The following is a 14,367-nucleotide window of genomic DNA, read 5'->3' on the forward strand; positions in this document are numbered from 1 at the left end:
AACAAAGGACATCGACGCCACGCCTCCCAAAGCAGTACCTGTCCATGACTCCTATCCGCCCCTTCGTCACCGCCCTACGTCGTCCGCTCGCCGCGGTCGCTACCGTCATCGCCCTGTCCGCCACGGTCGCCCAGGCGGAACCCGTCAGCCTGGTCGGGTTGAACCTGTCCGGCGCCGGCTTCGCACCCCAGGTGCTGCCTGGCATCAACGGCACCAACTACATCTTCCCGGTGGAAGCCTACTTCCAGCAGTGGAGTGCCCGAGGCGTCAAGCTGATCCGCTTCCCCATCATCTGGGAGCGCCTGCAGCCGCAACTGGGCGGACCGTTGGACAGTGCCTACGTGGCCCTGGTGAACCAGACCTTCGGCTACGCGCAGAAGCATGGCATCAAGATCATTCTCGACCTGCACAACTACGCCCGCTATCGCGGCCAGGTGATAGGGACCAGCGGCGTGCCCTATGCGCGCTACCAGGAGATCATGACCCACATCGCGCGGCAGTGGAGCGGCCAGTCGTCGCTGTACGCCTACGACATCATGAACGAGCCTCACGATGCCATGGCCTACTGGCCCACCGCGGCCCAGTACGGCATCAACGGCGTGCGCGCGGTGGACAGCTCGCGGCCGGTCATCGTCGAGGGCAATGGCTGGTCCAGCGCTACCCGCTGGGCGGAGTTCAACGACGCGCTGCTGGGCCTCAAGGACCCTGCCAACAACATCATCTTCTCGGCGCATTCCTACTTCGACGAGAACGCCGGCGGCAGCTACGACAAGACCGACGTCAACAAGCTCGATGCCAACTACGGCGTCACCCGCGTCAAGCCTTTCGTCGACTGGCTGAAGAAGAACGGCAAGCGCGGCTACATCGGCGAATTCGGCGTGCCGGACAACAACCCGCGCTGGAACCTGCTGATGGACAACATGCTGGCCTATCTCAAGCAGAACTGCATCCCGGCGTCCTACTGGGCGGCGGGTCCGGGCTGGGGCAGCTACTTCATGTCGGTGGAGCCCATCAACGGCCAGGAGCGCCCGCAGTGGCCGACCCTGCGCAAGTACCTGGACGACAGCAGTTGCACGGCCATAGGTCCGGTAGCCAGTGGCAGCACCGCACCGGCCACCGGCGGCACCGGCAACGTGGGCAACAGCGGCGGCAGTAGCGGCAATACCGATAACGCGGGCAGCAACGCCGGTGTCCAGGTCCCGCCCGCCAGCGGCGGCGCGACGGCCGGCACCGTGACCTCGGTACTCAATGACTTCACCAATCCGGACTGGCTCAACGGCGTGTTCCGTAGCAAGGCCGCTGTCTCGGTACCCGGTACCGCGGTGAACCGCGCCGCCTTCAAGGCTGGCGCCTACCTGACCACCGCGGACGGCCAGGTGCGGCGGATCTCCTCGGTGCAGGCCGGCAGCAGCCTCGGCGTCTTCACCGAGGGCGCGCCCTTCAACGGCAACGCCGTAGGCTATCCGAAGACGGTGACGGTCTCGCCCACCGGGGTGACCAGCACTGCCAGCGTCAGCTCGGCCATCAATGACTTCACCAACGCCGACTGGAACCGCGGCATCTACCGCCGCGCCGCCGCCGTCTCGATCCCGGCCACCGCGGAAAATCGCTCGACCTTCAAGGTGGGCGGCTCGGTACGGCTGAGCAATGGCCAGGTGGTCAAGATCAGCTACGTCCAGAGCGGCGCCAGCAACCTCGGGGTCTTCCTCGACGCGAGTAGCCTGGATGCCAGCGTCGGCTATCCCAACAAGCTGGTGTCCTTCAGCCGCTGATCGGCTGAGACCCACTGACCGACCCGAGGGCTCATCGCCCTCGGGTCTTTTTTTTTGCCTGTCAGAGATGAATGCAGCTTACGACGTCGCCGGGCTGCAGCGGGCACTCGTCCACCGCGTGGATGACCCCGGTCGCCAGGGCCGCTTCCGGGCTGAGCAGCCGGGCGTTGGCCTTGAGGCAGCTATGGATGTCCAGGGCTTCCGCCGCGCCGACGGTGCGCTCGGCGACGATGCGGGCATAGAGATCCAGATCGTAGTCCAGGCACATGGCGTACTCGGCCATGCGCGCATGATCGACCGAGTTGTTCAGGTTCCAATAGAAGGAGTGGTAGAGGAACTTGCTGTGCCGGCTGGCGGTGCGGTGCTGGCCGGCCAGGAACAGGATGTTGCCCATGGATTCCACGGTACCCAGGTTGTGGGTGTGCACTGGCACGGGCAGGGACAGCAGGAAGTTGTACATCGTGAAGCCGTAGCTGCAGTCACCGCCCATGGTGGCGATCCTGAGCAGGATACGCGAGGCGTCCTGCTGGACCGCCTGGGAGCACTGGGCGATCAGCTGGCCACAGCTGGTGGAATTGATGGGACTGGTGAAATGGATGACATGGGTGCTCATTGGGGCTACCGACGCGCCAGGGGCCCGGCGGACGGCCGGACACTACCTAAGCTGCTTCGGCGGTGCGGGCAGAGGCTTGAGCCTGGCCGTCGGCTTGCCGACGAAGCGCGTGCCAGGCGGATAGGCTGCCGCTCAGCGCAACAACAACAACGGCACCTCGGTCTTGTGCAGCAGCTGGGTGGTACGACTGCCGCGCAGGAAGCGCCAGACCGAAGAGTGACTGTAGGCACCCATGATCAGCAGATCAGCGCGGCGCTCGTCCAGGTGGCGCGGCACGATGCGTTCCACGTCGCCGCGGGCCACCGTGGTGTCGATGCGGCAGCCTGCGCTGCGCAGTAGCAGCGCCAGGTCTTCCAGGCGTTTGCGCAGGGTGGGATCGTCCTCCCCGACGCGCAGCAGGGTGCCACTCATGCCCGCCAGCAGGGGACTGCGGGCGAGGGCCAGCACGCCCTGGTGGGTGGCTTCCCGGCCGTCGTAGGCGATGGTGAACTGGCGGGGTGTCTTGAATGGGCCGGAACACACCAGGATCGGCCGGTGCACGGCGCGCACCACGGCTTCCAGCTGGCTGCCGATGCCGTTGGCGCCGGAACGCTCGCCGCGCTTGCCGATCACCAGCAGGCGGGTATCGGCTTCCAGCGTCTTCAGGGTGTCGATCAGGCCGTCGGGGCGCTGCAGGATCTGGGCGGGGAGCGTCAGTCCCTGTTGCAGCAGGCGCTGGCGGGCGTTGAGCAGCAGGGCCTTGGCCGCTCCGCTGCCTTCGTCGTCGAGAAACACCGGGGCGCCGTTGGCGACCTTCTGCCCGCTGGCGGCGGCTTCCTGCACATGCAGCAGGGTGACCGGCGCATCCAGCCGCCGCGACAGCCAGGCGGAGTGATCGCAGACGCTCTCGGCGTGGGGGGAACCATCGATGCAGGCGAGCAGGGAGGCCATAGCGTTGATCCTTGGCGAAAGCGGGGTACCAGCGCGACCCCAGCCCTGAGCGTAGCACCCGTTGCGGCCCGTCCAGATGACCTGGGGATGTCAGCTTCGGCTTTTGCTGGACAGGTCACGGCCAGCATCCCGGACGCCCTCACATTTCGTAGCGATCGGGTTCCCGGGTGATCAGCAGGCGCTGGATTTCGCTCGATCCTTCGTAGATCTGGGTGATGCGGATGTCGTGCATGACAGGCCTCGCTCAGGCGTGGCGAAAGTCGGCGAAGAAGGCGCTGACGCGGCGGGGATCGAGATCCTCCCAGCGGGCCGGGCTCCAATGCGGCGTGCGGTCCTTGTCCACCAGCATGGCGCGCACCCCCTCGACGATCTCACCCTTCTCGAACCAGCGGCGATCCAGGTGCAATTCCAACGCGAAGCACTGTTCGAGCGACAAGCCGCTGCCTTGGCGTAGCAACTCCAGTGCAGTGGCGACGGCCAGCGGCGAGCGCGCATCCAGGGTGGCGAGGGTTTCCCGTGCCCAGTCCAGGAAGGCAGGGCGCGCTTCCCGCTGCAGACTTTCGCGCAGCTCGCCGACGGTCGCGGCGGCGAAATGCTCGGCGATGGCCGGGCGCAGGTCGGTCAGGCGCGCCTCTTCGGCGGGTGCAGTGGCGAATTCGCGGAGTAGGGCGGCGAGATCGGTCGGGCCCTTGGCAGTGGCCGCTTCCAGTCGCTGTAGCAGTTCATCGTTCGCCGCTTCGGGAATGAAGACGTCGGCCAGGCCCGCCGCCAGGGCGTCGGCAGGGCCGATCTGCACGCCGGTGAGGCCCAGGTAGAGACCCAGGTGATCGGGCAGGCGTGGCAGGAAATGACTGGCGCCGACGTCGGGAAAATAGCCGATGGCGGTCTCCGGCATGGCCATGCGCGTGCGCTCACTGACGATGCGCAAGCGCGCTGCCTGCACCAGGCCCATGCCGCCGCCCAGCACCAGACCGTGGGCCAGGGCCAGGATCGGCTTGGGATAGCGGTGCAGGGCCAGGTCCAGGGCGTATTCTTCGGTGAAGAAGGTCAGGTGCAGGTCATCGCCGCGCTGATAGCTGTCGTACAGCGCGCGGACGTCGCCACCGGCGCAGAAGGCCTTGAGGCCGTTGCCGCGCAGCACGATCACCCGCACCGCGGAGTCGTGTTCCCAATCCCGTAGCGCCCCCTGCAGGGTGCGCACCATCTCCAGGTCCAGGGCATTGAGCCCGGCTGGGCGATTGAGGGTCAGGTAGCCGACCCCGCCGCGTCTTTCCAGCAGTACCTTAGCCTCGCTCATGCATCGTCCTCGTCCAGGTAGTCCTGGATGATGGCCGAGAAATCCAGGCCACCGCCACCCGTACGGCTGAAGCGCTGATAGAGCTGCTGCGCCACCGCGCCGAGGATCACCGGCTGGCGCACGGCGCGGGCCGCTTCTGTGGCCAGGCCCAGGTCCTTGAGCATCAGGTCGGCGGCGAAGCCGCCCTGGTAGCCGCGCGAGGCCGGTGCCTGGGGTAGCACGTCCGGATAGGGATTGTTCACCTCCGAACTCCAGCACCGGCCGCTGCTGGTATTGATCACCCCGGCCAGGGTCTTGGCGTCCATGCCCAGGCGGGTCCCCAGGGCCATGGCCTCGGCCACCCCGACCATGGAGATGCCGAGCAGCAGGTTGTTGGCCACCTTGGCCACCTGGCCGTTGCCGCTGGCTCCGCAGTGCACCAGGTTGCGCCCCATGGTCGCCAACAGCGGTTGGGCGCGCTGGAAGCCGGCCTCGCTGCCGCCGACCATGAAGGTGAGGGTACCGGCCGCAGCGCCACCGGTGCCCCCGGAGACCGGGGCATCCAGTAGCTCCAAGCCGCGCTCGGCGGCGGCCGAGGCCACGGCACGCGCACTGAGCGGATCTATGGTAGAGGAATCGATCAGCAGGGTGCCCGGCCGGGCATGGGCGATCAGGCCGTCGTCACCCAGATAGACCGTCTTCACATGGGCGGCCGCAGGCAGCATGGTGATGATCACCTCGGCACCACCATCCGCTACCGCGGCGGGAGAAGCAGCGACCTTGGCCCCTTCGGCCTGCAGCGTTTCGAGCGCCGTGGCGGAGACGTCGTAGACGGTCAGTTGATGGCCGGCCTTGAGCAGGTTGCGGGCCATGGGCGCGCCCATGTTGCCCAGTCCCAGAAATCCCAGATGCATGCTGGCGTCTCCCGTCATTTGAGGGTGATGGTGGTGTTCACGGCGCCACCGACGTCCTGCTCGTCGGGCCAGCGCGTGGTGATGGTCTTGGTCTGGGTATAGAAGAGCACCGCCTGCTTGCCATAGGGCCCCAGGTCGCCCAGCTTGGATGCCCGCGAGCCGCTGAAGGAAAACAGCGGCACCGGCACCGGGATGGGCACGTTGATGCCCACCTGGCCGACGTCGATGTCTTCCTGGAAGCGCCGCGCCGCCGCGCCGGAGCGAGTGAAGAGGGCGACGCCGTTGCCATTGGGATTGGCATTGATCAGGGCGATGGCCTCGTCGAGGGTGGCGGCATGCACCACGCAGAGCACCGGGCCGAAGACTTCCTCGCGATACAGCGTCATCTCCGGAGTGACGCCGGAGAACAGCGTCGGACCGACGAAGTTGCCCTTCTCGTAGTGATCGACCTGGATGTTGCGGCCATCCAGCTCCAGGGTCGCGCCCTCGCTCACGCCGCGCTCGATCAGGCCGCTGACCCGATCCAGCGCCTGGCAGGAAATCAGCGGGCCGACGTCGGTGCCGGTCTCGTGGCCCGCGCCCACCCTGAGGCTGCGCGCCTTGGCCACCAGGTCCGGCAACCAGCTGTTGGCTTCGCCGACCAGCACCACTACCGAGACCGCCATGCAGCGCTGGCCGGCCGCGCCGAAGGCCGCCCCCACCAGGTTGGCCAGGGTCTGCGCGCGGGGCGCATCGGGCAGCACCACCGCATGGTTCTTGGCGCCCATCATGCACTGCACGCGCTTGCCAGCTTCGCTGGCGCGACGATAGACGTGGGTACCCACGCGGGTGGAGCCGACGAAGGACAGCGCCTTGATGTCCGGGTGATCGCAGAGGGCGTCCACCACCGACGCTCCGCCATGGACCACGTTGAGCACCCCGGGCGGCACCCCGGCTTCCAGCGCCAGCTCGGCCAGGCGCATGGTCACCAGCGGGTCCTGTTCCGATGGCTTGAGCACGAAGGTGTTGCCGCAGGCGATGGCCATGGGAAACATCCACAGCGGGATCATCGCCGGGAAGTTGAAGGGCGTGATACCGGCGCAGACCCCCAGGGGTTGCAGCAGGGTATAGGTGTCCACCCCAGTGGCGACATTGTTCGCCAGATCCCCCAATTGTAGATTGCCGATGCCCGCCGCGTGCTCAACCACCTCCAGGCCACGGAAGACATCGCCTTCGGCGTCCGCCAGGGTCTTACCCTGCTCAGACGTCAGCAGCGCAGCCAGTTCCGTCATATGCTCGCGGATCAACTGTTGATAGCGCAGGAAGATCCGCGCCCGCGCACCGATGGGCGTCTTGCGCCAGGTGGCGAAGGCCGTCTTGGCGCTGGCCACGGCGCGCTGTACCTCCTCGGCGGTGGCGAAGGGTACCCGCGCCAGCACCTCCTGGGTCGCCGGATTGATCACCTCGCGGGTTTCACGGCCGGTGGAGGGAACAAACTGGCCGTCGATCAGCAGCGGTACGTCTTGGATGGCGGTCTGGGTCATGACAGGGATTCCTGGGCAGTGGAGGTGGGAGCAGCGCGGTCGGCGAAGTCTTCTTCGGCGTAGTCGTGAAGGTCGGGACTGCCGCTGGCCCGGCGCTGCGCCTCGCCCAGGCGCAACTCGATGCGGCGGATCTTGCCGGACAAGGTCTTGGGCAGTTCGCTGACGAATTGCAGGCGGCGCACCCGCTTGTAGGGCGACAGGCAGCCGCGGGCGAAGCCGAGCAATTCCTGCGCGAGCGCGGCCGAGGGCAGATGCCCGGCGGCGAGAATGACGAAGGCCTTGGGCACGTTGAGGCGCAGCGGATCGGGACTGGGCACCACGGCCACCTCCATCACCGCCGGATGCTCGATCAGGGCGCTTTCCAGCTCGAAGGGGCTGATGCGGTAGTCCGCCGACTTGAAGACGTCATCGGCGCGCCCGACGAAGGTGATGTAGCCGTCGGCGTCGCGCACCGCGGTATCGCCAGTGCGGTAGTGCCCGTTGCGCATCACCTCGGCGGTCTTCTCCGGGCTGTCCTCGTAGCCCAGCATCAGTCCGGCCGGCCGCGGTTCCAGCGCCAGGGCCACCTCGCCGTCGTTGCCCGGCTGGCCGTCGGCATCCAGCAACTGGACGTGGCAACCCGGTAGCGGCCGGCCCATGGAGCCCGGCTTGAGCGGCTGTCCGGGGGTGTTGCCCACCAGCGCCGTGGTTTCCGACTGGCCGAAGCCATCGCGCAGGGTCAGCCCCCAGGCGTCCTGCAGACTGTCGATGATCTCGGGATTGAGCGGTTCGCCCGCACCGACCAGCTCGCGCAGGTCGAGTCGATCGCGATAGGCGGTGAGGTCCTCCTGGATCAGCATCCGCCACACCGTGGGCGGCGCGCAGAGGCTGGTGACCGGATAGCGCGCCAGCACCTCCAGCAGCGCCTGGGGCTTGAAGCGCGGCACGTCATGGATGAACACGCAGGCGCCGGCGTTCCAGGGCGCGAACACGCAACTCCAGGCGTGCTTGGCCCAGCCGGGGGAGGAGATGTTGAGGTGCACATCGCCCGGTTGCAGACCGATCCAGTAGAGGGTGGACAGGTGCCCGACCGGATAGCTGCTGTGGCTGTGCAGGACCAGCTTGGGCCGCGAGGTGGTCCCCGAGGTAAAGTAGAGCAGCAGCGGATCCGTGGCGCGGGTGGGGCCGTCCGGCAGGAAGTCGCTGGCGCAGGCGGCCGGCGCATAGGATTGCCAGCCGGCCACCGGCGCCCCGACGCAGATGCGGGTGAGGCCCGCATCCAGACTGGCGCATCGCTCGGTATGGGCGCTGCCTACCACCAGGTGGGCGATCCGCCCGCGCTGCACGCGATCCTGCAGATCGGCATCGCTGAGCAGGGTGGTGGCGGGCACCACCACGGCGCCCAGCTTGAAGGCGCCGAGCAGCGTTTCCCATAGCGCCACCTCGTTGCCCAGCATCACCAGGATGCGTTCGCCGCGACGCACACCCTGGGCGCGCAGGAAATTGGCGGTGCGATTCGACGCCTGGCGCAGCTCGGCGAAGCTGTAGCGCTCCTCCCGGCCCTCGGCATCCAGCCGCCACAGCGCCGGACCGGCATGCTCCTCGGCCAGGCGATCGAAATGGTCCAGCGCCCAGTTGAAGTGTTCCAGCTCCGGCCAGCGGAAATCGCGGACGGCCGTGGCGTAGTCGGTGCGATGGCGCAGCAGGAAGTCGCGCGCCTCACGGAAGGCGTCGCCGGCGGTCATGGGCGATACCCCGCGGCCTGCAGGGGCGGGAAGGAAGGGCAGCGTCCGGCCTGGCGCCGGGATGGGGCGTGCGGGTAGGTCATGGGGGTCTGCTCTTTATTGTTGTTGGCTGGCAGAGATTCGCGCCGTCACCGCTCGTGACGCGACTTGGTAAGCAGTATAGTTCCGGCAAAAGTCTCCTGGCTTCCGACAAAAACGCCCGACCGATATGCAAAAATCCAATAACCCGGCGGGACGTCTCGACTGGGACGATCTCAGATTCTTCCTCGAAGTGGCGCGCACCCAGAAGGCCAGCGCCGCCGCCCGGCGACTGGGGGTGGACTACACCACCGTTTCGCGGCGGATCGCCGCCCTGGAAAAGGCGCTGGGGGCGCTGCTGTTCGAGAAGTCGCGCAGCACCGGCTTCAGCCTCACCATGGAAGGCCAGCGCCTGCTGGTGCACGCGGAAACCCTGGAAAGCACCCTGCAGACCGCCTGCGAGCAGATCTCCGATACCCGACTGGCGCCCTCCGGCCAGGTGCGCATTGGCGCCACCGAAGGCTTCGGCAGCTACTTCGTGGCGCCCCAGCTGAGCTTCTTCCAGCAACGTTATCCCGGCATCACCCTGGACGTGTTGCCGGTCCCGCACTTCGTCAACCTGTCACGGCGCGAGGCGGACATCGCCATCACCCTGGAGCGCCCCGAGCGCGGTCCCTACGTCTGCCGCAAGCTGTGCGACTATCGGCTGCGCCTCTACGCGACGCCGGCCTACCTGGAAAGCCATCCGTCCATCGAGCAACCTGCCGACCTGGTCGGTCACAGGTTCATCACCTACGTCGACGACCTGGCCTTCAGCCCGGAGCTGCTCTATCTGGAGCGCATCCTGCCCGAGGCCAGCAGCGGCCTGCGCAGCACCAGCGTCATTGCCCAGTACCAGGCAGCGCTCTGCGGCCATGCCCTGGCCATCCTGCCGTGCTTCGTCGCCGCGCCCGATCCGCGCCTGGTGGCGCTGCTGCCCGAACAGATCCAGATCACCCGGCAATTCTGGCTCTACTACCGCGAGGACCTGCGCCGGCTGCGGCGCATCACCCTGGTCACCGATTACCTGCGCGCCTGTACCGACGCCAATCGCGACTTCCTGCTGGGTGACACCCGCGCGCCGGTACTGGGCTGGCCGGCGTCCTGAAGCCCTGCGCCGATCGGTGTGGCACCCCGGGACCCGGCTGGGGTCTCAGAGCTGTCGGTCGTCGGTCGACGACCTCCAGCGAACAGATGGGAACGGCAATGGAACGATATCAGGCATTGAGTCAGGCGCTGAGCAAGGCGGCCGAGCGGGAAGAAGCCTACTGGCAGGAACTGGAGCGCCGCCTGCAGGAATTGCCGGACTGCTTCACCCGCTACCTGGGCCTGACCCCGGCGGATCAGGTGGACGCCGGGCTGGGGCTGGAAAAGCGCGTCGATGGCAACATCGTGCGCGAGCTGGAAGTCTATGCGCGCTACGATCTCACGGTGATCGTCGACGACCTCGCCGGCACGCCCCAGACCTTCGCCATCGGCCTGTCCTTCTTCTATACCAACGATCACTTCGTGCTGAAGGAACGCGAGGGCGAATTCTCCGTCGCCCTGGAGCCCCAGGACGATCCCGACCGCTTCTGGGCCGAAGGCTGCCGGGAAATCTACGACTCCCTGGCGCGGCGCATCCGCGGCAAGACGCTGCCCGCCATCGAATGACCGTACGCAAGGCGGCGCTGAAGCCTCGATAAGGTGAGTGCCGCCCACCGCCTTTCGGTGAAAGGGCGCTTCAGCCTGGCGAGCGCTCGGTCTACGGTGGCACCCTGCGAGGCCTCACCACAGGTCTCTGCCTTGCGACGAAGATGCCCTGTCCCGAGGCAGCGTGCCGATTGCACCCACCTGTCCGTCCGTGAGGCGGTGATCCCCTGGTCCGTCTCTGAATTGGCGGCATTCGTCGCTCTGGATCAAGCCAGGTGACTTCGCTTCAGACTGTCTCTAGAATGGTCGCCCTTGATTCTGGAGGGCCGGAAAGCCGGCCTGTTCTTGTGCCACGAGGAATATCCATGCAAGTTTCCGTTGAAAACACCTCCGCTCTCGAGCGTCGCATGACCATTGGCGTGCCGGCCGAGCGTATCGAAACCGAAGTGAACAAGCGTCTGCAGCAGACTGCCCGACGCGCCAAGGTTCCCGGTTTCCGCCCGGGCAAGGTACCCATGAGCGTCATTCGCCAGCGCTACGAAGCCTCGGCTCGTCAGGAAGCCTTGGGTGATCTCATTCAGGAAACCTTCTATGAAGCCGTCGTCGAGCAAAAGCTCAACCCGGCTGGCGCCCCCGCCGTTGAACCCAAGGTGTTCGAGAAGGGCAAGGATCTGGAATACGTCGCCACCTTCGAAGTCTTCCCCGAATTCGAAGTGAAGGGCCTGGACGCCATCGAGATCGAGCGCCAGGAATCCAGCGTCGAAGACGCCGACATCGACAAGATGCTCGACGTGCTGCGCAAGCAGGGTACCCGCTACGAAGCCGTTGACCGCGCTGCCGCCAACGACGACCAGGTCACCATCGACTTCGTCGGCACCCGTGATGGCGAAGCCTTCGCCGGGGGTTCCGCTGAAGGCACCAAGCTGGTCCTGGGCTCCGGCCGCATGATCCCCGGTTTCGAAGACGGCCTGGTCGGCGCCAAGGTCGGTGACGAGCGCGTGCTCGACCTGACCTTCCCCGAGGACTACCAGAACCTGGACCTGGCCGGCAAGGCGGTGCAGTTCAAGGTCACCGTCAAGGAAGTGGCCGCGCCCGAGCTGCCCGAGCTGAACGAAGCCTTCTTCAAGCAGTTCGGCGTGGAAGAGACCACTGTCGAAGGTTTCCGCGCCGAAGTGCGCAAGAACATGGAGCGCGAGCTGCGCCAGGCGTTGAAGACCAAGGTCAAGAACCAGGTCATGGACGGTCTGCTGGCTGCCAACCAGATCGACGTGCCGGCCGCCCTGATCAGCAACGAAGTGGATCGCCTGCGCGTCCAGGCCGTCCAGCAGTTCGGTGGCAACATCCAGCCCGACCAACTGCCGGCCGAGCTGTTCACCGAGCAGGCCAAGCGTCGCGTACTGCTGGGTCTGATCATCGCCGAGATGGTCAAGCAGTTCGAGCTTAAGCCCGATGACGCCCGCGTTCGCGAGCTGATCGAGGAAATGGCCGCGGCCTACCAGGAGCCCGAGCAGGTAGTGAAGTGGTACTACCAGAACGAGCAGCAGCTGAACGAAGTGCGTTCGGTTGTACTGGAAGAACAAGTCGTGGATACTGTCCTCAAGCAGGCAAAAGTCACCGACAAGCAGGTCTCCTACGAGGACGCGGTCAAACCGGCCGAGGCTCCGCAAGCAGCCTGATCTGCCTCAAGTTGCTAGTTCACATAAGCCAGCCTAGTGCTGGCTTATGTGTTTTTGACAGGTCATCCAGATAGGGAGCTAGTGCAGGACATGTCCCGCAATTCTTACATGCAATCCATGCCCGATATTCAAGCCGCTGGCGGTCTGGTACCCATGGTGGTGGAGCAATCCGCCCGTGGCGAGCGCGCCTACGACATCTACTCCCGGCTGCTCAAGGAGCGCGTCATCTTCCTGGTCGGCCAGGTCGAGGACTACATGGCCAACCTGGTCGTCGCCCAGCTGCTCTTCCTGGAGGCCGAGAATCCTGACAAGGACATCCACCTCTATATCAACAGTCCGGGTGGTTCGGTGACCGCTGGCATGTCGATCTACGACACCATGCAGTTCATCAAGCCCGACGTCTCCACCATCTGCATCGGCCAGGCCTGCAGCATGGGCGCGCTGCTGCTCGCCGGTGGTGCTGCCGAGAAGCGTTTCTGCCTGCCGCACTCGCGGATGATGATTCACCAGCCCTTGGGCGGCTTCCAGGGTCAGGCCTCGGACATCGAAATTCACGCCCGTGAAATTCTGACCATCCGTGAGCGTCTGAACAAGGTGCTGGCGCATCACACCGGTCAGCCCATGGACGTGATCGCCCGCGATACCGACCGTGACAACTTCATGAGTGGCCCCGAAGCGGTTGCCTACGGCCTGATTGACAAGGTCCTCGAGAAGCGCAACATCCCCGCCTGACCCCGCCTCGACCACCTGCCCAGGCGCCGGTCGTTTGGGCAGGTAGGCTTGAAAAACCGTGCAATTGGCTCCATCTTGTTGATGTAAGCACATTCCATTGGATCGATCGAATGACAGATACGCGCAATAGCGACGATAACGGCAAGCTGCTTTACTGCTCCTTCTGTGGCAAGAGTCAGCACGAAGTACGCAAGTTGATCGCTGGACCCTCCGTCTTCATCTGCGACGAATGCGTCGACCTGTGCAATGACATCATCCGCGAGGAAGTTCAGGAAGCGCAGGCCGAGAGCAATGCGCACAAGTTGCCTGCGCCGAAGGAAATCAGCGGCATCCTCGACCAGTACGTCATTGGTCAGCAGCGTGCCAAGCGTGTCCTCGCGGTTGCCGTCTACAACCACTACAAGCGTCTGAATCAGCGTGAGAAGAAAGACGATGTCGAGCTGGGCAAGAGCAACATCCTGCTGATCGGTCCGACCGGTTCGGGTAAGACGCTGCTGGCAGAAACGCTGGCGCGGCTGCTCAACGTCCCCTTCACCATCGCCGACGCCACCACCCTGACCGAAGCCGGTTATGTGGGTGAGGACGTCGAGAACATCATCCAGAAGCTGCTGCAGAAATGCGACTACGACGTGGAAAAGGCCCAGATGGGCATCGTCTACATCGACGAGATCGACAAGATCTCGCGCAAGTCCGACAACCCCTCCATCACCCGTGACGTCTCGGGCGAGGGTGTGCAGCAGGCGCTGCTGAAGCTGATCGAAGGCACCGTGGCGTCGGTTCCGCCCCAGGGTGGCCGCAAGCATCCCCAGCAGGAATTCCTGCAGGTGGACACGCGCAACATCTTGTTCATCTGCGGTGGCGCCTTCGCTGGCCTGGAGAAGGTCATCCAGAACCGTTCCACCAAGGGTGGCGGCATCGGCTTCAATGCCGAGGTGCGCAGCCAGGAGCTAGGCAAGAAGATCGGTGAATCCCTGCGGGATGCCGAGCCCGAGGATCTGGTGAAGTTCGGCCTGATTCCAGAATTCGTCGGTCGTCTGCCGGTCATTGCGACCCTCGACGAACTGGACGAGCCGGCACTGATGCAGATCCTCACCGAGCCGAAGAACGCCCTCACCAAGCAGTACGCCAAGCTGTTCGAGATGGAAGACGTCGACCTGGAGTTCCGCCCCGACGCACTCAAGGCGGTCGCTCGCAAGGCCCTGGAGCGCAAGACCGGCGCCCGTGGCCTGAGATCCATCCTCGAAGGCATCCTGCTCGAGACCATGTATGAGATTCCTTCGCAGAAGGATGTCAGCAAGGTGGTCATCGACGAGAGCGTCATAGACGGCAGTTCCCAGCCGCTGCTCATCTACGAGAACAGCGAGCCGGCGAAGGCAGCGCCAGACGCGTGATGAACCAAAGGGGCTTCGGCCCCTTTTTCATTGGAGCCATGGTTGTATTTTGCGGCGGTCAACCTCATGTTAGAGGAAACCGAGGCCTTAACCGCATCTGCGGCCGATTATTTGCCGAGACCCGTAT

12 protein-coding genes and 1 pseudogene are annotated in these 14,367 nt (G+C 65.4%); 6 read left to right on the forward strand and 7 right to left on the reverse strand.

The genetic code is table 11. The annotated features are described in order from the left end of the window. Positions 1–44 precede the first annotated feature (44 nt). Positions 45–1,772 (forward strand): glycoside hydrolase family 5 protein, encoded by a 1,728-nt coding sequence (locus tag RND78_RS13710; RefSeq protein ID WP_312729484.1) that lies wholly within the window; start codon positions 45–47, stop codon positions 1,770–1,772. A 61-nt stretch (positions 1,773–1,833) separates the two neighbouring features. Here the strand turns inward: RND78_RS13710 and RND78_RS13715 are convergent, their stop codons facing one another. The 7 genes and pseudogenes from RND78_RS13715 to RND78_RS13745 all read right to left on the reverse strand — a co-directional run bounded on the left by RND78_RS13715 (position 1,834) and on the right by RND78_RS13745 (position 8,752). Then, the gene (locus tag RND78_RS13715) at positions 1,834–2,385 is read right to left on the reverse strand and encodes an ATP-dependent Clp protease proteolytic subunit (RefSeq protein WP_312729486.1); all 552 of its coding nucleotides are present in this window, start codon (positions 2,383–2,385) and stop codon (positions 1,834–1,836) included. 132 nt (positions 2,386–2,517) lie between these two features. Further along, positions 2,518–3,315 carry a universal stress protein gene (locus tag RND78_RS13720; RefSeq protein ID WP_059232387.1) on the reverse strand — a complete coding sequence of 266 codons (798 nt, stop codon included), beginning with the start codon at positions 3,313–3,315 and terminating at the stop codon, positions 2,518–2,520. Between the two features lie 139 nt (positions 3,316–3,454). Continuing rightward, positions 3,455–3,541: pseudogene (locus RND78_RS13725) on the reverse strand (hypothetical protein); the annotation flags it as partial. 18 nt (positions 3,542–3,559) lie between these two features. Beyond that, positions 3,560–4,612: an enoyl-CoA hydratase/isomerase family protein gene (locus RND78_RS13730; RefSeq protein ID WP_312729489.1), complete on the reverse strand. Its 1,053-nt coding sequence runs from the start codon at positions 4,610–4,612 to the stop codon at positions 3,560–3,562. Continuing rightward, a complete protein-coding gene (gene mmsB / locus RND78_RS13735; protein WP_312729490.1) occupies positions 4,609–5,505 on the reverse strand; it encodes a 3-hydroxyisobutyrate dehydrogenase in 897 nt (298 codons plus the stop codon). The genes RND78_RS13730 and mmsB overlap by 4 nt, the downstream gene beginning before the upstream one ends. Before the next feature lie 14 nt (positions 5,506–5,519). Then, positions 5,520–7,028 carry a CoA-acylating methylmalonate-semialdehyde dehydrogenase gene (locus tag RND78_RS13740; RefSeq protein WP_312729491.1) on the reverse strand — a complete coding sequence of 503 codons (1,509 nt, stop codon included), beginning with the start codon at positions 7,026–7,028 and terminating at the stop codon, positions 5,520–5,522. Next, positions 7,025–8,752 (reverse strand): AMP-binding protein, encoded by a 1,728-nt coding sequence (locus tag RND78_RS13745; protein WP_312729492.1) that lies wholly within the window; start codon positions 8,750–8,752, stop codon positions 7,025–7,027. The genes RND78_RS13740 and RND78_RS13745 overlap by 4 nt, the downstream gene beginning before the upstream one ends. Positions 8,753–8,960: 208 nt before the next feature. Between RND78_RS13745 and RND78_RS13750 the strand changes: the two genes are divergently transcribed. From RND78_RS13750 to clpX, 5 genes are all read left to right on the forward strand, one after another. Then, positions 8,961–9,917 (forward strand): LysR family transcriptional regulator, encoded by a 957-nt coding sequence (locus tag RND78_RS13750; RefSeq protein WP_312729494.1) that lies wholly within the window; start codon positions 8,961–8,963, stop codon positions 9,915–9,917. A 98-nt stretch (positions 9,918–10,015) separates the two neighbouring features. Then, positions 10,016–10,462, forward strand: a complete 447-nt coding sequence (locus RND78_RS13755) for a hypothetical protein (RefSeq protein WP_312729495.1) — start codon at positions 10,016–10,018, stop codon at positions 10,460–10,462. Positions 10,463–10,806: 344 nt separating this feature from the next. Then, the gene (gene tig / locus RND78_RS13760; protein WP_312729496.1) at positions 10,807–12,117 is read left to right on the forward strand and encodes a trigger factor; all 1,311 of its coding nucleotides are present in this window, start codon (positions 10,807–10,809) and stop codon (positions 12,115–12,117) included. Between the two features lie 90 nt (positions 12,118–12,207). After that, complete coding sequence (clpP, locus tag RND78_RS13765) at positions 12,208–12,849, forward strand: ATP-dependent Clp endopeptidase proteolytic subunit ClpP (protein ID WP_007162222.1); 642 nt, start codon at positions 12,208–12,210, stop codon at positions 12,847–12,849. A 110-nt stretch (positions 12,850–12,959) separates the two neighbouring features. Next, positions 12,960–14,240 (forward strand): ATP-dependent Clp protease ATP-binding subunit ClpX, encoded by a 1,281-nt coding sequence (gene clpX / locus RND78_RS13770; RefSeq protein ID WP_059232396.1) that lies wholly within the window; start codon positions 12,960–12,962, stop codon positions 14,238–14,240. Positions 14,241–14,367: the final 127 nt, after the last annotated feature.

Origin of the sequence: Pseudomonas oryzihabitans (assembly GCF_032027545.1) — a bacterium.
GTDB classification, from domain to species: Bacteria; Pseudomonadota; Gammaproteobacteria; order Pseudomonadales; family Pseudomonadaceae; genus Chryseomonas; species Chryseomonas oryzihabitans_F.